Origin of the sequence: Sphingomonas gellani, assembly GCF_900110035.1 — a bacterium.
Lineage (GTDB): Bacteria > Pseudomonadota > Alphaproteobacteria > Sphingomonadales > Sphingomonadaceae > Sphingomonas > Sphingomonas gellani.
This window is the reverse complement of record NZ_FOCF01000006.1, coordinates 95,645-113,925: the sequence shown is the minus strand read 5'-3', so window position 1 is coordinate 113,925 and position 18,281 is coordinate 95,645. Positions and strand designations below refer to the sequence as shown.

The window sequence follows — 18,281 nt, the reverse complement described above, 5'->3', positions numbered from 1 at the left end:
GGCACCTTCCCGACCAACGCGCGCCTCAGCCGTTGTTGCCGTAAGGAAGTGTTGCCGGTCGGGCGGCGGGGCGGTCAGCGGGTCAGGCGTCCTCCTCGACCCGCTCGACCGGCGGGTGAAGGCGCAGGCGGTTGATGCGGCGTTCGTCCGCGTCCGTCACCTCGAACCGCCAGCCGGATGGGTGGTCGACGCATTCGCCCACCGTCGGCACGCGTCCGGCGATCACCGCCGCCAGCCCGCCCAGCGTATCGACGTCGCTGTCCGCCTCGCCCAGCCGCGCGTCGATCAACTCGGCCGCGTCCTCCAGCTCGGCGCGGGCATCCGCCTCCCACGCGCCGCCATCGATCGGCACCAGCAGCGCGGCGGGCGCCTCGTCATGCTCGTCCTCGATATCGCCGACGATCTCCTCGATCAGGTCCTCGATCGTCACCAGCCCTTCGGTGCCGGAGAATTCGTCCAGCACGATCGCCAGATGGACCCGCTTCGCCCGCATGTCGGCCAGCAGGTCCAGCGCGCCGCGGCTCATCGGCACGTACAGCGGTTCGCGGATCAGCGTGCCGATCTCGTCCGGCTTGTCCGCGCCCGTCGCCAGGATGGCGAACACGTCCTTCACGTGCACCATGCCGATGATGTGGTCCAGATTGTCGCGGTACACCGGCAGGCGGCTGTGCCCCGCTTCCGCGAAGATCTGGACGAGGTGGTCGAAACTGGTGCGTTCCTCCACCGCGATGATGTCCGCGCGCGGCACGCCGACATCGCCGGCATCGCGTTCGCCGAAATGGAGCAGGTTGCGCACCATCTGCCGTTCCAGCGGCGACAGGTCCCCCGGTTCGTCGGGGGCGGGATCGCCCTCATGCCGGTCCAGCGCCTCTTCCAGCTGGTCGCGCAGCGTTTCCTCCGCATCCGCGCCGAAGATCAGGCCCTTCAGCCCGCGCCAGATGCTGCCTTCGTCGCCATGAGTCGCGACGCTACTTCGATCTTCGGCCATGGCCGCTTATTCAGTCCTCCCTGACGAGATAAGGGTCCGCGATGCCCAGGGTGCCGAGCGCCTGGCGCTCGATCTCCTCCATGGCGTCCGCTTCTCCGTCCTCGATATGGTCATATCCTAGCAGATGCAGAACGCCGTGCACCATCAAATGGGTTGCATGGTCCTCCACCGAAATGCCGCGCTCCGCCGCTTCGGCCGTGCAGACGCCGTGCGCCAGCACGATGTCGCCGAGCAGCACCTCGCCATCGTCCGAATTCTGGCTGATCGTCTCGATCAGGTCGGGCTGGATCATGGGAAAGGACAGGACGTTGGTCGCCTTGTCCTTGTGCCGGTACTGCGCGTTCAGCGTCCGCACCTCTTCGTCGGACGCGAGGCGTACCGACAGTTCGATCGCGGCGGCCGCGGTGAGCAGCTCGCCATGCGGCGTCCGGCCGATCGCGGCGCGCGCCGCACGCTCCGCCAAAGCGTCCCAATCGCCTTGCGGCCACGGATCCTCGCGGTTCAGGGCAATCTCAAGCATGGGGCCGTGTTCCTAAACGCGCGATCCTGATGCGCGCGGCCAAAGCACAGCCGCTCGCGCCCAGCAAGGCGCCGCACCATTGCCACAGCGGCACGAAGATCAGCGCCAGCGCCGCCGTGGACGATTCCGAGACGAAGAAGGCGTGGTAATAGGCAACCCCCGCTGCGATGGTGCTGCCCATAAAGAAGACCAGCAACGCCGCGACCGACCCATGATCCCTCGCGCGCAGGGCGAACAGAAACGGCGCAATGGCCGCGCCGATCACCCAGAGCGCGAAGGGCAGCGCGGTCGCCCACCACCACAGGGCGGCCGGCGCACCGACATGGATCATCAACGCCGCCAGCAGTCCCACCACCAGGATGGTCGCGCGGCGGAACCAGCGGAACATCAGCCGGCGGCGCCCTCATACGCCTCGACGATCCGCCCGACGATCGGGTGGCGGACAACGTCGCCGGCGCCGAACCGCGCCATGGCGATGCCCTCCACCCCCTCCAGCCGTCGTGTCGCGTCGGCCAGGCCCGATGCCTGAACGCCACCGGGCAGGTCGGTCTGGTTGGGGTCGCCACAGATCACCATGCGGCTGTTCTGGCCGAATCGGGTCAGGAACATCTTCATCTGCGCCGGCGTGGTGTTCTGCGCCTCGTCCAGGATCACGAACGCGTCGGCCAGCGTGCGCCCGCGCATGAAGGCGATCGGCGCGATCTCGATCTCCCCGCTCGCGATCCGCCGTTCCACCTGCTCTGCGGGCAGACAATCGTACAGCGCGTCGTAGAGTGGGCGCAGATACGGATCGACCTTTTCCTTCATATCGCCGGGCAGGAAGCCCAGCCGCTCGCCCGCCTCCACCGCCGGACGCGACAGGATCAGCCGCTGGACCGAACCGGTGATCAGCTGCGCCACCGCCTGCGCCACCGCGACATAGGTCTTGCCGGTACCCGCCGGGCCGAGTGCGAAGATCATCTCGTGGCTGGTCAGCGCGCGCATGTAATGCGCCTGGGCGGGGGTGCGCGGCACGATGGTTTTCTTGCGCGTACGGATCATGACCGGCGGCGCACCGGGACCCGGTTCGACGCGGATGATGCCGTCCAGATGCGGTTCCGCCGCCATCGCGATCGCTGCATCGACCAGGCCGTGGTCGACCTCCTCGCCGCGCGACACGCGGTGGTACAGGTCCTGCAGCACACCGCGCGCGATCGCGACCTGTTCCGCCGATCCTTCCAGGTTCACCCGGTCGCCGCGCGCGGTGATGTACACCCCCAGCCGGTTTTCCAGCGCGACCAGATTGCGGTCATATTGGCCGAACAGCTGGGCGAGCAGCTGCGGCTTCTCGAACGACATCTCCACCCGGGAACGATCACCGATCTGGGCGGGAACGGGCTTGCGGCTCATGCGGTCCTTTCGATGGGCATGGCGACAAGGTGATGCGTCCAGCGGGCTAGTGCAACAGGCTGGATCAAGGATGAGGCCTTTGCGCGTCGCTGGCGTGACCGAACAGCGCGTTTGTGCGCGCGATGCTGTCCTGCCGGGCCTGTTCGTCGCGGTCGACGCGCGCGCAGACTGTCGGCAAACGCGTATTCGGGATCGTAGGCGGGCAGGGCGTAGGCGCGGCGAAGCCTGCTGGCCACATCCCATGCCCGCAATCGTGTTCGCGCAGCCAAGCGGGCGCATTCGAACGGTGCCGAGCTCGGCCCGGCATAGGTCCATTCGTCAGAGATCCTGCCCTGTGCGGCGACACGCTCGACATGCATGCCAAGGGCGGCGTTTGCGAGTGCGGGATCGATCGCCCGCCATCCCGCGTCGTCGGTCGGATAGTCGCTCAAGATGGGGAGATTGGTCGGCAGGGTGGAAGGATCGGCGTTCAGTTCCACCCCTGCATCGATCTCCGATATCAGGTTGAGGCAATCTCCCGCGAACCGCTCCAGCGTGATCGCGACGCGCAGGGCCAGATAGCGCGCCTGGACTTTGGCGTTGCTTCGCTCGCTCCATCGGTTCAGCGCGTGGCCGACGATCCCGCTGATGATGCCAGCTGCCTGGCGATGGCGACGAAGTCGGCCAGCCAGTTCAAGCTGCCGCCCGCACCCGCTTCACACCCGCCAAGGAGTTCGGGCCGGCCTGCACCAGCTCCACCTCGACCAGCGCGCCGATGGGGGCGTCGGTCATCAGGTGGACCGATTGCAGCCATGGCGACTTGCCCAGCATCTGGCCGGGCAGCTTGCCGCGACGCTCCACCAGCACGGTGCAGGTCCGCCCGAGCGTGGCGGCGTTGAACGCCTGCTGATCGCGGTTCAGCGCCGCCTGCAATCGCTGGAGCCGGTCGTCCATCACCTCGGGCGCGACATGGTCGGTCAGGTCGGCGGCGGGCGTGCCGGGGCGGGGGGAGTATTTGAACGAGAACGCCTGTGCGTATCCGACCGCGTCGACCAGGCGCAGCGTGTCGGCGAACTCCGCCTCCGTCTCTCCGGGGAATCCGACGATGAAGTCGCCCGACAATGCGATATCGGGCCTGACCGCGCGGATTCGGTCGAGCAGGCGGAGGTAGCCATCGGCGGTGTGGCTGCGGTTCATCGCCTTCAGCACGCGATCGTTGCCAGCCTGCACCGGCAGGTGGAGGAACGGCATCAGGCTCTCGACATCGCCATGCGCGCGGATCAGCCCTTCGCGCATGTCGTTGGGGTGGCTGGTGGTGTAGCGGATCCGCGACAGGCCGGGGATGCGATCCAGCGCCCGGATCAGGTCGTGCAGGCCGCGCTCACCGTCCTCCCACGCATTGACGTTCTGGCCGAGCAGCGTGATCTCCACCGCGCCGGCATCCACCAGTGCGCACGCTTCGTCGACCAGCGCGTCGAACGGGCGGCTGATCTCCGCGCCGCGCGTATAGGGCACCACGCAATAGGTGCAGAACTTGTCGCATCCCTCCTGCACGGTCAGGAAGGCGGCAGGTCCCACCTTGCGCCGCGCGGGCAGGCGGCCGAACTTCGACAGGCGCGCCAGGTCCGTGTCGAGCGCGGGGGCGCCTGCAGCCGCATCCGCGACGAGTGAGGGCAGGTTGTGATACGCCTGCGGCCCGACCACCACGTCGACCTTGGCGCGCTCCACGATCTCCGCGCCCTCCGCCTGCGCGACGCAGCCGGCGACCGCGATCATCGGTGCGGCGCGCCCGTCCAGCCGCGCGTTCTTGCGCAGGCGGCCGATGTCCGAATAGACCTTTTCCGTCGCCTTTTCGCGGATGTGGCAGGTGTTCAGGATGACCAAGTCGGCGGCATTGGCGTCGGTGGTGGCGGCCATGCCCTGCGCGGCCATCAGCTCGGCCATGCGCTCCCCGTCATAGACGTTCATCTGGCAGCCGAACGACTTGACGTGAAAGGATTTCGGCGGGGCCTTGGCATGCGTGTCGGCGGGGACGGTCATGCCCGCGCCGTTACCACCTTCCGCACCATATTGCGACCGGCAGGCCCGTCGCTCCCGAAGCGCAGGCGGCGCCTCCCGAAGCCAGCCGCATCACTGCGCCGTGTTCATCGCCTGCTCGATCCGCCGGCGCGCCTCTGCCGCGATCGCCTTGCGCCCGCCGAGGGGGGCGGGATCGAAAGGGGGCAGGAAGTGGAGCGTGGCGACGAAATGCCCGGCGCGACCCAGCACGCGTGCGGCGTGGTGGGCGCCGTGCTCGTCACCGACCCAGGCGAGCGCGGCCGTCTCGGGGCCATAGTCGATGCAAACCGGCTGCACGCGAACGCCCGGCGGCGGCGGGTCGAGCGCGGCGAGCAGCGCCGGCTTGAACGGCAGCAACGTGATGCTGTCGCCGGTGGTACCCTCTGGAAAGATCGCCACGCACGGCACGCCGGCCAGCGCGGCACGCAGTTGCGCCACCTGGCCCGCCACGCCCATCCGGTTCTCCCGGCTGACGAACAGCGTGTGGTTCAACGTCGAGAGCCATCCGACCAGCGGCGCGCGGCGCAGTTCACCCTTGGCGACGAACGCCGTGCCTGTCGCACCGGCGAGCAGGGGGATGTCCAGCCAGCTGAGATGATTGGCGACGAACACCACGTCGCGCGTGAGCGGTGAGCCCTGTATCCGCGTCCGGGCTCCGGTGATCCACGCCACCGCCGCCAGGAACCGCCGCGGCCATGGCGACGGGCGGCGGGCCAGCCGCCATGTTGCGTGCAGGATCAGCCCGAAGCTCAGCGCGGCGATCAGGGCTACGATACGGCCGATCAGCCGCACCCGTCTCATGTCGATGAACCGGCCGACACAGGCCCGATCCGCCCGGATGCCGGCCGTCGAGCGGTCGCCGACCTCACCCCTTGCGGTCTAGGCTGACGCCGTACAGCTCCATGCGGTGGTCGACCAGGCGAAAGCCCAGCTTCTCCGCGATCGCCTTTTGCAGCTGCTCCAACTCGGGATCGACGAACTCGATCACCCGGCCGGATTCGACGTCGATCAGATGGTCGTGGTGCGCCTCGGGCGCGGGTTCGTACCGGGCGCGGCCATCGCCGAAATCGTGGCGATCCAGGATCCCCGCCTCCTCGAACAGGCGCACCGTGCGGTACACCGTCGCGATGGAGATGCCCGGATCGATGGCGGAGGCGCGCTCATACACCTTTTCGACGTCGGGGTGGTCGTCGGCTTCCGACAGCACGCGCGCGATCACGCGGCGCTGCTCGGTGATGCGCAGCCCCTTCTGGTTGCAAAGCGCTTCAAGGTCTATCTTACGCGGCATTGCGGCAATCTAGAACGGAACGCCGGTCGCGGAAAGCGAAAGCGACTCGCAATATTATTCCGCCTCGGCCGTCTCACGACGGCGATTGGCCGATGTGCCCAGGCCGATCTGCTTCGCCAGGCTGCGGCGGCGTTCGGCATAGGCCGGTGCGACCATCGGGTAATCGGCAGGCAGGTTCCATTTCGCGCGATACTGCTCGGGCGTCATGCCGTACCGCATCATCAGGTGGCGGCGCAGCGTCTTCAGCTTCTTCCCGTCCTCCAGACAGACCAGATGGTCCTGACCGACCGACTCCGTAACGGAGACGGCGGGTGCCGGGCGCGGCGGGCCGGATGGATCGAGCGAGGCCAGCGCGTCGTGCACGGTCTGGATCAGGTCCGGCAGAGTGTCGGTCGGAACGGAATTGTTGCTGACATGCGCGGCGACGATGTCCGCGGTCATCGTCAAAAGCGCTTGTGGATCGGACTGACGTTCCATGAAGAAGACTTGCTTCCACTTGTAAGAAAATAACGGAACGATGCCTATCGTGGCGACCGCCTCGAACCACAAGCCCCGGATAAAAAAAGACTTATCAAATTGCCGGTTCAGGCGGGTGTCAGCATTCTGCGATAGCTGTGTGCGTCGCGGACCGTGCCGTCGCTGCCCCGGTAATAGCCGCGCCGCTCCGCCACCTTCGCAAAGCCGTGGCGGGTGTACAGGCGGCTTGCCTTGTTGTCGGCGCGCACTTCCAGATGCACCATGGCGACGCCGCCGGCCTGCGCGTCCGCGATCACCTGCCGCATCAGCGCGCCGCCGATCCCGCGCCGACGAAAGGCGGGATCGACCGCCAGCAGCAACAGCTCCGCCTCGTCCAGCACCTGCCGGACCAGCGCGAATCCCGCCGGAACATCGTCGGTCCGCGCCAGCGTCAGCCGCACGCCCGGCATGGCCAGCACGCCCAATACCTGACCGTGGGTCCATGCCTCTCCGAAGCGGGCGTCGAACGCGGTCGCCATCAGTGCGTCGACTTCCGCGATGTCGCGCGGGTAGCCGGCGTGCAGGCTGATCGCGCAGCCGTTCGTCATGGGGCGGTCGTCGACGCGGCTGGCGGCGTCACGCCGCCCGGCAGCTTGGCATCCGGGGCGCGGCCATAGATCGGGCGTGGCGGCAGGTCGGCCAGATCGGCGGGCAGGCGCACGGCCTCGGCGGCATTGGGCAGCACGTCGCTTACGGGCAAGCCGGGGTCGATCGCGAGCAGCGCGCGGACGCCGTTGCCCGCCGCCGGCCGACCGCCGATCGCAGCCAGCGCGGCGTCGGGGCGCAGCGAGGCTAGCGACCCCGTCGGAACTAGGGGCCGCGCGAACATCTGCACGAACAGCTCGCCATGGCCGCCCTCCAGCACCGCCGCTACCTCGGGTGCTCCGCCACGTGTCATCGCCGTCGCAGCGACCAGGGCTAGCGAGGAATAGCCGGCAACCGGCACGCTCCAACCCAGCGCCAGCCCGCGTGCGGCCGCCAGTCCGACCCGGACCCCGGTAAAGCTGCCCGGGCCACAATCGACCAGGATGCGGTCGGCCCTGCCGCCGTCCGGCAATTGCGCGATCATCGGGACAAGGCGTTCGGCATGACCGCGCCCGACCACGACATGCTGCGCAGCCACGACCACGCCATCGTCGATCAGCGCGACCGAACAGGCCGCCGTGGCGGTCTCGATCACCAGCGTCCGCATGACCGCCTTGCGCTCAGGCGATGCGGTTGAACAGTTCAAAGGCCGGGCGGGGCAGGCGGTCGTGCAGCGTGGCCCGGTCGCCATGGCCCAGCGTGGAGATGAAGTTGGTCTTCACCGACGGCTGGTCAGCAAAGAACGCCTTGTCCACCGCACCCGCGTCGAAACCCGACATCGGCCCGGTATCCAGGCCCAGCGCGCGCGCCGCCATGATGAAATACGCGCCCTGCAAGGTCGAGTTGCGGAACGCGGATGCCTGGCGCAGTTCGGCATTGCCGTCGAACCAGCTCTTCGCATCGGCATGGGGGTACAGCATCGGCAGATGCTCGTGGAACTCGGTATCCATGGCGATGATGACGCTGACCGGCGCGGCCAGGATCTTGTCGCCATTGTTGCCGGACGTGCACGGCGCCAGCTTTTCCTTCGCGTCTTGGCTGGTGCACCACACCAAGCGCGCCGGCATCTGGTTGGCGCTGGTCGGCGCCATCTTCATCAGGTCCCAGATGGCGTGCAGCGTATCCTCGCCGACCGGCTGATCGGTGTAATGGTTGAAGGTGCGCGCTTGGCGGAACATCTGATCCAGCGCCTGGTCGTTGATCGACGGCATCAAACGGCCCTCACTTCGGTGACTTCGGGTACGTAATATTTCAGCAGCTGCTCGATCCCGTTCTTCAGCGTCGCGGTGGAGGACGGACAGCCCGAACAGGCGCCCTGCATGCGCAGGAACACGCGGCCCTTGTCGAACCCGCGATACACGATGTCGCCCCCGTCATTCGCCACCGCCGGACGGACGCGGGTGTCGATCAGCTCGCGGATCTGCGCGACGATTTCCGCGTCCGCCGGATCGTCGGTCGGGATCGCCTCGTGCTCACTCGCCACCGCGAAGCCGGCGCTGGCCGGTTTGAACAACGGCATCTGCGCAGCGAAGTGATCGAGCAGGATCGCCAGCACGTCGGGCTTTAGGTCGCGCCAGTCGGTGCCGGGGGCGGCGGTCACCGACACGAAATCACGGCCGAAGAAAACGCCTGTCACGTCGCCCAGGGCAAAGATCGCCTCCGCCAGCGGGCTCGCCTCCGCCTCTTCCGGGGTGGCGAAATCGCGGGTGCCGGCATCCATCACGGTGCGGCCGGGCAGGAACTTGAGCGTCGCCGGATTCGGCGTGGCTTCGGTCTCGATCAGCATAAACCGCATGTGGGCTGGGTTGCCGGGCCGATCAAGCGCAAGGGGCGGAAACGATCCCTTTCCCCGCGCGAAGCAGCGCCTTCACCCTTGCGCGGCCGCGCGCGATCGCCGTTGCAGGGCCGCCAGCCACCGGCCCCGCCGCTTCAGCGGGCGGGCAAAGCGGATGGCCAGCACCAGCCGCTCCCCGCGCGCCTCGTTCCACACCTCGTGCGGATAGGTGTCGTCGAACACCAGCGTCTCGCCTTCCGCCCAGCGGACGATGCGGTCGTCCACCCGCATCCGGACATCGCCGTCGCGCGGCACGACCAGGCCCAGGTGGCAGGTGATCAGCCCCTTTGTCGCGCCGCGCCGGTCGTGAAGATGGGTGTCCGGCGCCAGCACGGAAAAGCTGGCGTCGTCCAGGCCGGGGATGCGCCGGATCAGCGCCGCGGTGACGGGACAGCGCGCCGCGTCGGGCGACCCGCCCGCGCGGCCATCGCGATCGATCGCCGTCACAGCCTCGTCACGGATCGTTCGCCAGTTCTCGCGCAGCATCGCCGTCCAGGCGAAACGGCGGACATCCAGCACCGGCGCGTCCGGCACCAGGGACGATGCACCGATCAGCCGGTCGAGCAGGTCGCGCAGCAGGACGCCGACCGGGCCGCCGATGCCACGCGAAGCGGGTGCGTCAGGCCCGACGCGCGCGTGATCGCGACCATCGGCGGGTCGACGGTTCCGCTGGGCGGCTGGATAGGCGCTGGTCGTCATCGCGGTTCGTTTCGACATCCGTTCAACCGCATGTCGCCCGACCGGGGCGGCAGCTGCCGTTGGTTCTCCGTTGCGTTCATGCGTGTGGCGCATGGCCATGAGACTCGGCGTAGCGGCGATGTTGGTCCAAATCATGGCGCGCTGGCGGTGGTGGGGAAGGGCGGCTAGAAGGGTGCGCATGGCGTTTCTTTCCCGCGCGTCGCGTTTCGTTCTCCTGTTCCCGCTTCTCGTGCAGCCGCTGGCGGCACAGCAGTCCGCCCGGTCCACGCCGCGCCGGCCAGCGCCGGCGGCGGCCCAGCCTGCACCGGCCGCGCCCGTCGCGATCGATCGCACGGCCTGGCTGTACAAGGGCAGCGACATCACGCCCGATCCGGCGTGGCAATTCGGCACGTTGCCCAACGGGTTGCGCTTCGCCGTGCGGCGCAACGGGGTGCCGCCGGGGCAGGTCGCCATCCGTGTCCGCATCGACGCCGGCTCCCTGATGGAAGAGGATGCGGAGCGCGGCTTTGCCCATTTCATCGAGCATCTGACGTTTCGCGGATCGCGCTATGTCCCCGATGGCGAGGCCAAGCGGGTGTGGCAGCGGATGGGCACCACCTTCGGCTCCGACACCAACGCCAGCACCACACCCACGCAGACGGTGTACAAGCTGGACCTGCCCGGCGCGACCAGCGGCAGCGTCGACGAAAGCCTGAAGATCCTGTCCGGCATGGTGTCCGCGCCGGCGATCACGTCGCAGACGGTGAACGCGGAACGCCCCGTCGTGCTGGCGGAGGGGCGCGAGTTGCCGGGGCCGCAGGTGCGCCTGAGCGATGCGATGCGCGGCACCTTCTTCGCGGGCCAGCGGCTCGCGTCCCGGTCGCCGATCGGCACGCCCGAAACGCTGGCTGCCGCCACCGCACAGGGCGTGTCGGCGTTCCACGACCGCTGGTACCGGCCGGAGCGGACGGTGGTGATCGTGTCCGGCGACATGGACCCCGAACAGGCCGCGCAGATGATCGCGCGGAACTTCGCCGGCTGGCAGGGCAAGGGCGCGAAGCCCGCCGAGCCCGATTTCGGCAAGCCCGATCCCAAGCAGCCGGTCAGCGCCGCGCTGGTCGAACCGGGCCTGCCGACGCTGGTCGCGATGAGCGTGCTGCGTCCGTGGACGTTCAACGCCGACACCGTGATCTTCAACCAGAAACGGCTGGTCGACACGCTCGCCACCCGCCTCATCAGCCGCCGGCTGGAGCAGCGCGCGCGCGCCGGGGCCAGCTACCTGCAGGCGTCGGTCAGCCTGGACGACGTGTCTCGGTCCGCCAACGTCACGTCCGTGTCGATCGTGCCCGTCGGCGACACCTGGGAAGCGGCGCTGAAGGACGTGCGCGCGGTCATCGCCGACGCGATGGCGACGCCTGCGACACAGGCGGAGGTCGATCGCGAATATGCCGATTACGACACCGCAATGCGGACTTCGGTAGAGACCGCGCGGGTGGAGGCGGGCGCCAAGCTGGCCGACGACATGACGGAGGCGCTGGACATCCGCGAAACCACCACCAGTCCGCAGGCGAGCTATGCCGTGCTGAAGGATGCGCGGGAAAAGGGGATGTTCACGCCGGAAACGCTGCTGGCATCCACGCGCCGCATCTTCGTCGGTGACGCGACGCGCGCGCTGGTCAACGTGCACACGCCCGACCCCTCCGCCGCGGCGAAGCTGGCGACGGCGCTGAAGGCCGACGTTTCGGGCCTGGCCGGAAAGCGGCGGGCGCAGGCGGCGGTCAGCATCGATCGCCTGCCGAAGCTGGGCCGCCCCGCCACCGTGACCGCGCGCGAGAAGGTCGCCGAGCTGGACATGGAGCAGGTGACCTTCTCAAACGGCGTCCGCCTGCTGCTCTATCCCAACGCGTCCGAATCGGGGCGCGTCTATGTCCGCGTGCGCTTCGGGCACGGCCAGGTGTCGCTGCCGGCCGATCGGACCAGCCCCGGCTGGGCCGGCGATCTGGCGCTGGTGCAAAGCGGCATCGGCAAGCTGAACCAAGGTGATCTCGACCAGCTGACCGCCGGACGCCGGCTTGGGCTCGACTTCGACCTGGGTGACGATGCCTATTCGCTGGGTGCGATCACTTCGCCCGCCGATTACCCGGACGAACTGCGCCTGATCGCGGCCAAGCTGGCGGTGCCGGGATGGGATCCCGCGCCCGTCGGACGGGCCAAGGCGGTGGCGCTGGCCGGCTATTCCGGGTTCGACGCGTCTCCGGACGGGGTGATCTCCCGCGATCTGGACGGGTTGTTGCGGGCGGGCGATCCGCGGTGGGCGACGCCGGACCGCGATGCGATCGCCGCGCTGACCCCGTCCGCGTTCCGCCGTTTCTGGGCGCCTCGCCTGGCGGAAGGGCCCGTGGAGGTTTCGGTGTTCGGCGACGTAAAGGCGGACGAGGCGATTGCCGCGGTCGGCCGGACGCTGGGTGCGCTGAAGCCGCGTGACGCGACCGGCCCGGCGACGGCGCCGATCCGCTTCCCCGCCCATGTCGATCGCCCGGTGGTGCGCTTTCACAGCGGCCAGCCCACGCAAGCGGCGGCGGTGATCGCGTGGCCGACCGGCGGCGGAGTCGAGGGTGTCGCCGAAAGCCGGCGCCTCGACGTGCTGGCGCAGGTCTTTTCCGATCGCCTGTTCGAGCGGCTGCGCAACGAGGCGGGGGCGAGCTACACCCCCAGCGTGCAGAGCCAGTGGCCGATGGGCCTGCCGACCGGGGGGAAGCTGGTGGCGATGGGACAGATCACCCCCGACAAGGTCGACTATTTCTTCCGCCTGTCGCGGGAGATCGCGGCCGATCTGGTCGCGCGGCCGGTCAGCGATGACGAACTGCGCCGCGTGCTGGCACCGATGGGTCAGGCGTTCCTGCGGGCCAGCACGGGCAATCTGTTCTGGTTGCGGCAGCTGGGTGGCGCGACCCGCGATCCGCGCCTGTACGATGCGGCGCGGTCGTTCCCGCGCGATCTGATCGCGATCACGCCCGCCGTGTTGCAGGATACGGCGCGCAAATATCTGCGGCCGGAGGCGGACTGGACCATGGCGGTGCTGCCCCGCGCGGATGGGGGCCAAGCGTCGGGCGCGGCCGGGGGCAGCACGCCGCAGCGTTGAGCTAGGGACGGTCGCACTCGGCGCGCGCACTTGCTCGCAGACGGGGGCGGCAGTGGCCCCGGCGTGGCCTCAAGCGTCGGCGTCGCAAACGTACTGCGGCGTCGGACCGGGCTGCTTGAGCATTTCTCGCGTGATGGTCCCCGCGCCGCGCCGATCAGGATGAGAGACCGCGTTTCCAGCGCATGGGAATAGCGAGTCGGGAATTCAGTGGGTTGCAACTTGTGGCCGTACCCATATCGGCCTTCGCGGCCGCGTCCTTATGTCCTGGAACTCACGGGGGAGAGCAGGTCATCTGACCGCTCGATCCCCCGCATACCTCGTCTTGCCGGTGCCGGTCTTACCGGCGGCTCCGCTCCTGCACGCTGCATTTTTTATGAACGACAAGACGATGCCGGATCGCGCTAGCCGTATGCGGGCCAAAAAAAAAGGCCGGTCAATGACCGGCCGAAAAGTTTTTAGGAGAGGATGCCTGAAAGGCACACTCCTTTTGCAGCGCAGCGAGCCATTTCGCAATTGCAACATGATCGATCACGCTTGCAGAAAATGCAATCGTATCGTCAGGCCTTGTACAACCCGTCCAGCCGCTCGCCGTACACTTCGCGCAGGACGTGCCGGCGGATCTTCAGGCTGGGCGTCAGCTGCGCGTTCTCGATCGTGAACGGCGCATCGGCCAGGATGAAGCGGCGTACCCGCTCGATCACGGACAGGTCCTTGTTGACCCGTTCCACCGCCTGACCCAGCGCGGTACGGAATTCGCTGTTCTCGGCCAGCTTGTCGAAGCGGCAGACATCGCCATTCGCGGCGCACCATTCCTGCACCCATTCCGGATCGGGCACGATGACCGCCACCACATAGGGCCGGCGGTCACCGGTTATCATCGCCTGCACGATCTCCGGTTGCAGGGTCAGCATCCCCTCGACCTTTTGGGGCGCGATGTTGTCGCCCTTGTCGCTGATGATGATGTCCTTCTTGCGATCCGTGATCTTGATGCGTCCTGCTTCGTCGATCACCCCCACATCGCCGGTGTGCAGCCACCCGTCCCTCAGCACCCGCTGGGTTTCCGCCTCGTTGCGCCAATAGCCGTGCATCACCAGTTCGCCGCGCACCAGGATCTCGCCGTCCTCGGCGATGCGGACCTCCGCATCCTTCATCGGCGGTCCGACCGTATCCATGCGGATGCCGGCGCGGGGGCGGTTGCAGGAGATGACGGGCGCCGCCTCCGTCTGGCCATAGCCCTGCAACACGGTCAGCCCGACACTGTGGAAGAACAGGCCGATCTCCGGGTTCAACGGCGCGCCGCCCGACACCATCGCCTTCAGCCGGCCGCCGAAGCGGGTCGCCACCTTCGGCTTGAACAGCGTGTTCACCGCCAGCATCGCTGGCCGGTCCGTCCAGCGCAGCCGGCCATGATATTGCCGCGCGCCCAGATCGAGCGCGCGTTCCAGAAGGCGCGCGCCCAGCCCGCCCTTTTTCTCGATGGCCTTGACGATGCGGGTGCGCAGCACCTCGAACAGGCGGGGGACGACGACCATGATCGTCGGCCCCACCTCCTCGATATTCGACGCGAGCTTCTCCAGCCCCTCGGCATAAAAGATCTGGCCGCCCAGCCCGATCGGCAGGAACTGGCCACCGGTATGCTCATAGGCGTGGCTGAGCGGCAGGAAGGACAGGAACACCTCGTCCCCCCAGCCGAAATCTTCCGCGATGATCGCGAGACAGCCGGCGACATTCTGCAGGATCGCGCCGTGGTGCTGCATCACCCCACGCGGCGCGCCGCCCGTGCCGGAGGTGTAGATGATGCAGGCAAGCTCCTCGCGGCGGAACGTCGCGGCGGCGGCGATGGTGGCGGGGTCGGTCGCATGATCCGCGATCAGCCGGTGCCAGTCGTGGTAGGTGACCGCGCCGGCCGGCACGCGCATGTCCTCCATGCCGATGACGATATGCGCCTCGTTGCTTTTCAGCACGGCGGGCAGCAGCGTCTTCGCCAGCTTCGCGGTGGACACGATGATCGCGCACGCCCCCGAATTCTCGATGATGTGCTGGTGATCGCGTTCGGTGTTGGTGATGTAGGTCGGTACCGTGACGCAACCGGCGGCCATGATAGCCAGATCGCTGATGCACCATTCGGGGCGATTCTCGCTGACCAGCATGACCCGGTTGCCGGGCTTCAGGCCCGCCGCCTTCAGCCCCGTCGCCAGCGCGGCGACCTGGCGCGCGGCCTCGGCCCAGCTGATCGCGGTCCATTGTCCCCCCGTCTTGGTCCACAGGAATGGGGCGTCGCCCCGCTGTGCCGCGCGTGCGAAGAACATCGCGACCAGGTTTGGGAAGTGTTCCAGTGCCGTCATGCGCTCTCCCGTTTGCGCGTCTGGCCGGTCGCTGCCGGCGTTTTTCTCGTCAGTCGCTGGGGCCGCCAATCCGACCCGCCCGCGTGATCGCGGTGGTGCGGCCGGCGATGTCGATCGCCACGCCTTCGCTGCGCGGATCGGCGGCGCCGACCCAGCGACCGCCGACCCGCTCCACCGCATTGGCCTTCAGCCCCAGCGATGCGACCTCTACCCGTTCGCCCAGCGCTTGCAGGGCCGGCACCATGGCGGCGCGCTCCGTGCCCTTTTCGGCGGTGGCGACCGAGCCGGGCGCGTAGAGCAGGCCGGTGGCGATCGCGTCCTGCGCCGACATCTTCCAGTCCAGCACGCCGACGATCGCCTTTGCCACCTGCGCGATGATCGTCGAACCGCCGGCCGCGCCGACCGCCAGCCGCACGCTGCCATCGGGATTGTAGACGATGGTCGGGGCCATGGAGCTGCGCGGACGCTTGCCGCCCTCCACCCGGTTGGCGACGAGATACCCCCCGCCGTTGGGATCGGGCATGGTCGGCACGATGTCGAAATCGGTCAGTTCGTTGTTCAGGATCGTCCCGTCCACCGACAGGCCCGATCCGAACGGACCCTCCACGGTGGTCGTCACTTCCACCACGTTGCCGGCGGCATCCGCCACGGCGAGGTCGGTGGTGCCCGGCACTTCGCTGACCGGCGCGGGCGTCCGGGCGGGGGCGCCCGGCGGGGTTCCGGCCGCGACGCTGGCCATGGTGCGATCGGGCGCGATCAGCGCGGACCGGCTCGCGAGATAGCTCCGGTCGAGCAGGCCCTTCAGCGGCACCCGCACATAATCCGGATCGCCCAGGTACAGGTTGCGATCGGCGTAAGCGAGGCGGGAAGATTCCGCGAACAGGTGCCAGGCGACCGGCGAGTCCTTGCCCAGCGCGGACAGGTCGAACCGTTCCAGCTGTTTCAGGATCATCAGCACCGTGATCCCGCCCGACGAGGGCGGCCCCATGCCGCAGATGCGGTACACGCGGTACGTCGCGCACAGCGGATCGCGCGGCTTCGCGTCGTAACTGGCCAGGTCGCCGGCGGTCATCCGCGACGGATTGCGCGCGGCGCCGTTGACGGTCGCGACCAGCCTCGCCGCCTGCGGGCCGACATAGAAGCTGTCCGGCCCGGTCTTCGCGATCCGCTCCAGCAGCGCGGCCTGCGCCGGGTTGCGGAAGGTGGTGCCGGCGGTCAGCGGCCGGCCGTCCTGGCCGGAGAACAGCGTCCGCGTCTGCGGCGACAGGTCGCCGCCGAAACTCACCAGCGCGTTGGCCAGGCGCGGCGACACGGTGAAGCCGCCCCTGGCCAGCCGGATCGCCGGAGAGAACAGCCGTGCCCAGGGCAGCCTGCCCCCGCCGCGATGCGCCAGCGCCATGCCGCGCAGCGCGCCCGGCACCCCGACGCTGCGCCCGCCGGGCACCGCGTCGGCATGGCTCATCGGCCGGCCGGCATCGTCGTAGAACCAGCGCCCGTTCGCCGCCGCCGGCGCGGCCTCGCGTGCGTCGATGGTCGACAGCCTGCCGCCCTTGGCGTGCATAACCCAGAAGCTGCCGCCGCCGATGCCGCTGCTCTGCGGTTCCACCACGTTCAGCGCCAGCATGGTGGCGATCGCCGCGTCGGTCGCGGTGCCGCCGGCGCGCAGCATCTCCACGCCCGCCGCCGCCGCGCGTGGATCGGCGGCGCTGACCATGCCCTCCACGCGTGGGGTCGCGCGCAGCTGGCGGGCATCGACGGCTGCCGGGGCGAGCAGCAGGGCAATCAGGAAAAGGCGTTTCATCGCCCCCGGACCCTAACGGCCGGCCTCCCGTGCGCAACCCCTGGTCGCTTGCCGGCTCAGTCGACGCCCACCGCATCCGCCACATGCGCGAAGCCGTCGCGGGCGAGCAGGGCGTCCAGATCGCTGACGATCCGCCACACCAGCCCCGGCCCGCCGAATGCCAGTGCGGTGTAGAGCTGCACCAGGCTGGCGCCCGCGCGGATGCGGGCATAGGCCTCCGACCCGTCACCGATCCCGCCCGCCGCGACCAGGGTCAGCGTGCCGCCGCTTGCGACCCGGAAATCGCGCAGTCGCTGGCGGGCAAGCGGTGCGAGGGGGCGACCGGACAGGCCGCCGGCCTCCCCAACCGCCGCGCTGCGCAGGCCGCCCGGCCGTGACACGGTGGTGTTGCCGATGACCAGCGCGCCGATCCCCGCCTCGATCCCGGCGCGGGTGATCCCGTCCAGCGTGGCGCTGTCCAGGTCCGGCGCGACCTTCAGGAACAGGGGCGTGGTCCCCCGCACCGCGTTCGCCGCCGCCAGCAGTTCGGCCAGCGCCGCACCCTGTTGCAGGTCGCGCAGCCCCGGCGTGTTGGGGGAGGAGATGTTGATCGCGACATAATCGGCGCGCCCGGTGCCGACCGCCGCCGCCACGCCCGTTCGGTAATCGGCGACGCGGTCGGCCGCGTCCTTGTTGGCGCCGACGTTGATGCCCAGCACGCCGCGCCGTCGCGCCGCCGCCGCGCGCGCAACACCCGCCGCCAGCCCCTGATTCTTGAAGCCGTAGCGGTTCACCACCGCCTCGTCCTCCGCCAGCCGGAACAGGCGTGGGCGCGGGTTGCCGGCTTGGGGCAGGGGGGTCAGCGTGCCGATCTCCACCGCGCCGGCGCCCAGCGCGAACAGCCCGTCGATCGCGCGCCCGTCCTTGTCCAATCCCGCCGCGATGCCGACCGGGTTGGCGAAGTCGAGACCCGCGACCCGCGTCGCCAGTCGGGGAAAGCGGTCCCCCTTGCGCCCGCCCGGCGCGCCCATCCGATTCCAGACGTTCAGCGCCGCGATCGCCAGGCCATGCGCGCGCTCGGGGTCGAGGGAACGGACGGCGCGCATCAGGCTGGTCATGGCGCGCGCATCGCATCGCGTGTCCGACGTGTCAAAAGCGGGGTGATCGACGCGCTTTGTC

At 69.0% G+C, this 18,281-nt stretch carries 18 protein-coding genes; 1 reads left to right on the top strand and 17 read right to left on the bottom strand.

Annotated features, from left to right (window positions below; genetic code table 11):
* Positions 1-82 precede the first annotated feature (82 nt).
* From BMX37_RS12645 to BMX37_RS12580, 14 genes are all read right to left on the bottom strand, one after another.
* The gene (locus tag BMX37_RS12645; protein ID WP_093666106.1) at positions 83-988 is read right to left on the bottom strand and encodes a hemolysin family protein; all 906 of its coding nucleotides are present in this window, start codon (positions 986-988) and stop codon (positions 83-85) included.
* Between the two features lie 10 nt (positions 989-998).
* Positions 999-1,508, bottom strand: a complete 510-nt coding sequence (gene ybeY / locus BMX37_RS12640; protein ID WP_093666105.1) for an rRNA maturation RNase YbeY — start codon at positions 1,506-1,508, stop codon at positions 999-1,001.
* Positions 1,501-1,896 carry a hypothetical protein gene (locus tag BMX37_RS12635; protein WP_093666104.1) on the bottom strand — a complete coding sequence of 132 codons (396 nt, stop codon included), beginning with the start codon at positions 1,894-1,896 and terminating at the stop codon, positions 1,501-1,503. The genes ybeY and BMX37_RS12635 overlap by 8 nt, the downstream gene beginning before the upstream one ends.
* Entirely contained in the window at positions 1,896-2,897 is a 1,002-nt protein-coding gene (locus tag BMX37_RS12630) for a PhoH family protein (protein WP_093666103.1), read from the bottom strand. Before BMX37_RS12630 ends, BMX37_RS12635 begins: the two co-directional genes overlap by 1 nt.
* Positions 2,894-3,376 (bottom strand): hypothetical protein, encoded by a 483-nt coding sequence (locus tag BMX37_RS12625; protein WP_093666102.1) that lies wholly within the window; start codon positions 3,374-3,376, stop codon positions 2,894-2,896. Before BMX37_RS12625 ends, BMX37_RS12630 begins: the two co-directional genes overlap by 4 nt.
* 193 nt (positions 3,377-3,569) lie before the next feature.
* On the bottom strand, positions 3,570-4,916 hold the full coding sequence (miaB, locus tag BMX37_RS12620; protein WP_093666101.1) for a tRNA (N6-isopentenyl adenosine(37)-C2)-methylthiotransferase MiaB: 1,347 nt from the start codon (positions 4,914-4,916) through the stop codon (positions 3,570-3,572).
* Between the two features lie 90 nt (positions 4,917-5,006).
* Positions 5,007-5,735: a lysophospholipid acyltransferase family protein gene (locus tag BMX37_RS12615; RefSeq protein ID WP_093666100.1), complete on the bottom strand. Its 729-nt coding sequence runs from the start codon at positions 5,733-5,735 to the stop codon at positions 5,007-5,009.
* A gap of 64 nt (positions 5,736-5,799) precedes the next feature.
* Positions 5,800-6,222 carry a Fur family transcriptional regulator gene (locus BMX37_RS12610; protein WP_093666099.1) on the bottom strand — a complete coding sequence of 141 codons (423 nt, stop codon included), beginning with the start codon at positions 6,220-6,222 and terminating at the stop codon, positions 5,800-5,802.
* Positions 6,223-6,276: 54 nt separating this feature from the next.
* Complete coding sequence (locus tag BMX37_RS12605; RefSeq protein WP_093666253.1) at positions 6,277-6,699, bottom strand: Ros/MucR family transcriptional regulator; 423 nt, start codon at positions 6,697-6,699, stop codon at positions 6,277-6,279.
* A 107-nt stretch (positions 6,700-6,806) separates the two neighbouring features.
* Complete coding sequence (gene rimI, locus BMX37_RS12600; RefSeq protein WP_093666098.1) at positions 6,807-7,286, bottom strand: ribosomal protein S18-alanine N-acetyltransferase; 480 nt, start codon at positions 7,284-7,286, stop codon at positions 6,807-6,809.
* Entirely contained in the window at positions 7,283-7,930 is a 648-nt protein-coding gene (gene tsaB, locus BMX37_RS12595) for a tRNA (adenosine(37)-N6)-threonylcarbamoyltransferase complex dimerization subunit type 1 TsaB (RefSeq protein ID WP_093666097.1), read from the bottom strand. Before tsaB ends, rimI begins: the two co-directional genes overlap by 4 nt.
* A gap of 13 nt (positions 7,931-7,943) precedes the next feature.
* Positions 7,944-8,534, bottom strand: a complete 591-nt coding sequence (locus BMX37_RS12590) for a malonic semialdehyde reductase (RefSeq protein ID WP_170841966.1) — start codon at positions 8,532-8,534, stop codon at positions 7,944-7,946.
* A complete protein-coding gene (locus BMX37_RS12585) occupies positions 8,534-9,109 on the bottom strand; it encodes a NifU family protein (RefSeq protein WP_093666252.1) in 576 nt (191 codons plus the stop codon). The genes BMX37_RS12590 and BMX37_RS12585 overlap by 1 nt, the downstream gene beginning before the upstream one ends.
* An 81-nt stretch (positions 9,110-9,190) precedes the next feature.
* Positions 9,191-9,856, bottom strand: a complete 666-nt coding sequence (locus BMX37_RS12580) for an aspartyl/asparaginyl beta-hydroxylase domain-containing protein (RefSeq protein WP_093666251.1) — start codon at positions 9,854-9,856, stop codon at positions 9,191-9,193.
* 178 nt (positions 9,857-10,034) lie between these two features.
* Between BMX37_RS12580 and BMX37_RS12575 the strand changes: the two genes are divergently transcribed.
* Positions 10,035-12,977: a M16 family metallopeptidase gene (locus tag BMX37_RS12575; RefSeq protein ID WP_093666095.1), complete on the top strand. Its 2,943-nt coding sequence runs from the start codon at positions 10,035-10,037 to the stop codon at positions 12,975-12,977.
* A gap of 557 nt (positions 12,978-13,534) precedes the next feature.
* Here BMX37_RS12575 and BMX37_RS12570 read toward each other — a convergent pair.
* Genes BMX37_RS12570 through BMX37_RS12560 form a run of 3 tightly spaced genes read right to left on the bottom strand, consistent with a single transcriptional unit; the run spans position 13,535 to position 18,220 of the window.
* A complete protein-coding gene (locus BMX37_RS12570) occupies positions 13,535-15,322 on the bottom strand; it encodes an AMP-dependent synthetase/ligase (protein WP_093666250.1) in 1,788 nt (595 codons plus the stop codon).
* A 49-nt stretch (positions 15,323-15,371) separates the two neighbouring features.
* Positions 15,372-17,123, bottom strand: a complete 1,752-nt coding sequence (gene ggt / locus BMX37_RS12565; protein WP_170841965.1) for a gamma-glutamyltransferase — start codon at positions 17,121-17,123, stop codon at positions 15,372-15,374.
* A 56-nt stretch (positions 17,124-17,179) separates the two neighbouring features.
* On the bottom strand, positions 17,180-18,220 hold the full coding sequence (locus BMX37_RS12560; RefSeq protein ID WP_093666248.1) for a quinone-dependent dihydroorotate dehydrogenase: 1,041 nt from the start codon (positions 18,218-18,220) through the stop codon (positions 17,180-17,182).
* Positions 18,221-18,281 lie beyond the last annotated feature (61 nt).

Excerpts from the sequence above, each read along its gene's own strand:
- BMX37_RS12645 (WP_093666106.1), bottom strand. The coding sequence starts at position 988 with ATGGCCGAAGATCGAAGTAGCGTCGCGACTCATGGCGACGAAGGCAGC.
- ybeY (WP_093666105.1), bottom strand. The coding sequence starts at position 1,508 with ATGCTTGAGATTGCCCTGAACCGCGAGGATCCGTGGCCGCAAGGCGAT.
- BMX37_RS12635 (WP_093666104.1), bottom strand. The coding sequence starts at position 1,896 with ATGTTCCGCTGGTTCCGCCGCGCGACCATCCTGGTGGTGGGACTGCTG.
- BMX37_RS12630 (WP_093666103.1), bottom strand. The coding sequence starts at position 2,897 with ATGAGCCGCAAGCCCGTTCCCGCCCAGATCGGTGATCGTTCCCGGGTG.
- miaB (WP_093666101.1), bottom strand. The coding sequence starts at position 4,916 with ATGACCGTCCCCGCCGACACGCATGCCAAGGCCCCGCCGAAATCCTTT.
- BMX37_RS12615 (WP_093666100.1), bottom strand. The coding sequence starts at position 5,735 with ATGAGACGGGTGCGGCTGATCGGCCGTATCGTAGCCCTGATCGCCGCG.
- BMX37_RS12610 (WP_093666099.1), bottom strand. The coding sequence starts at position 6,222 with ATGCCGCGTAAGATAGACCTTGAAGCGCTTTGCAACCAGAAGGGGCTG.
- BMX37_RS12605 (WP_093666253.1), bottom strand. The coding sequence starts at position 6,699 with ATGGAACGTCAGTCCGATCCACAAGCGCTTTTGACGATGACCGCGGAC.
- rimI (WP_093666098.1), bottom strand. The coding sequence starts at position 7,286 with ATGACGAACGGCTGCGCGATCAGCCTGCACGCCGGCTACCCGCGCGAC.
- tsaB (WP_093666097.1), bottom strand. The coding sequence starts at position 7,930 with ATGCGGACGCTGGTGATCGAGACCGCCACGGCGGCCTGTTCGGTCGCG.
- BMX37_RS12590 (WP_170841966.1), bottom strand. The coding sequence starts at position 8,534 with ATGCCGTCGATCAACGACCAGGCGCTGGATCAGATGTTCCGCCAAGCG.
- BMX37_RS12585 (WP_093666252.1), bottom strand. The coding sequence starts at position 9,109 with ATGCTGATCGAGACCGAAGCCACGCCGAATCCGGCGACGCTCAAGTTC.
- BMX37_RS12580 (WP_093666251.1), bottom strand. The coding sequence starts at position 9,856 with ATGACGACCAGCGCCTATCCAGCCGCCCAGCGGAACCGTCGACCCGCC.
- BMX37_RS12575 (WP_093666095.1), top strand. The coding sequence starts at position 10,035 with ATGGCGTTTCTTTCCCGCGCGTCGCGTTTCGTTCTCCTGTTCCCGCTT.
- BMX37_RS12570 (WP_093666250.1), bottom strand. The coding sequence starts at position 15,322 with ATGACGGCACTGGAACACTTCCCAAACCTGGTCGCGATGTTCTTCGCA.
- ggt (WP_170841965.1), bottom strand. The coding sequence starts at position 17,123 with ATGAAACGCCTTTTCCTGATTGCCCTGCTGCTCGCCCCGGCAGCCGTC.
- BMX37_RS12560 (WP_093666248.1), bottom strand. The coding sequence starts at position 18,220 with ATGACCAGCCTGATGCGCGCCGTCCGTTCCCTCGACCCCGAGCGCGCG.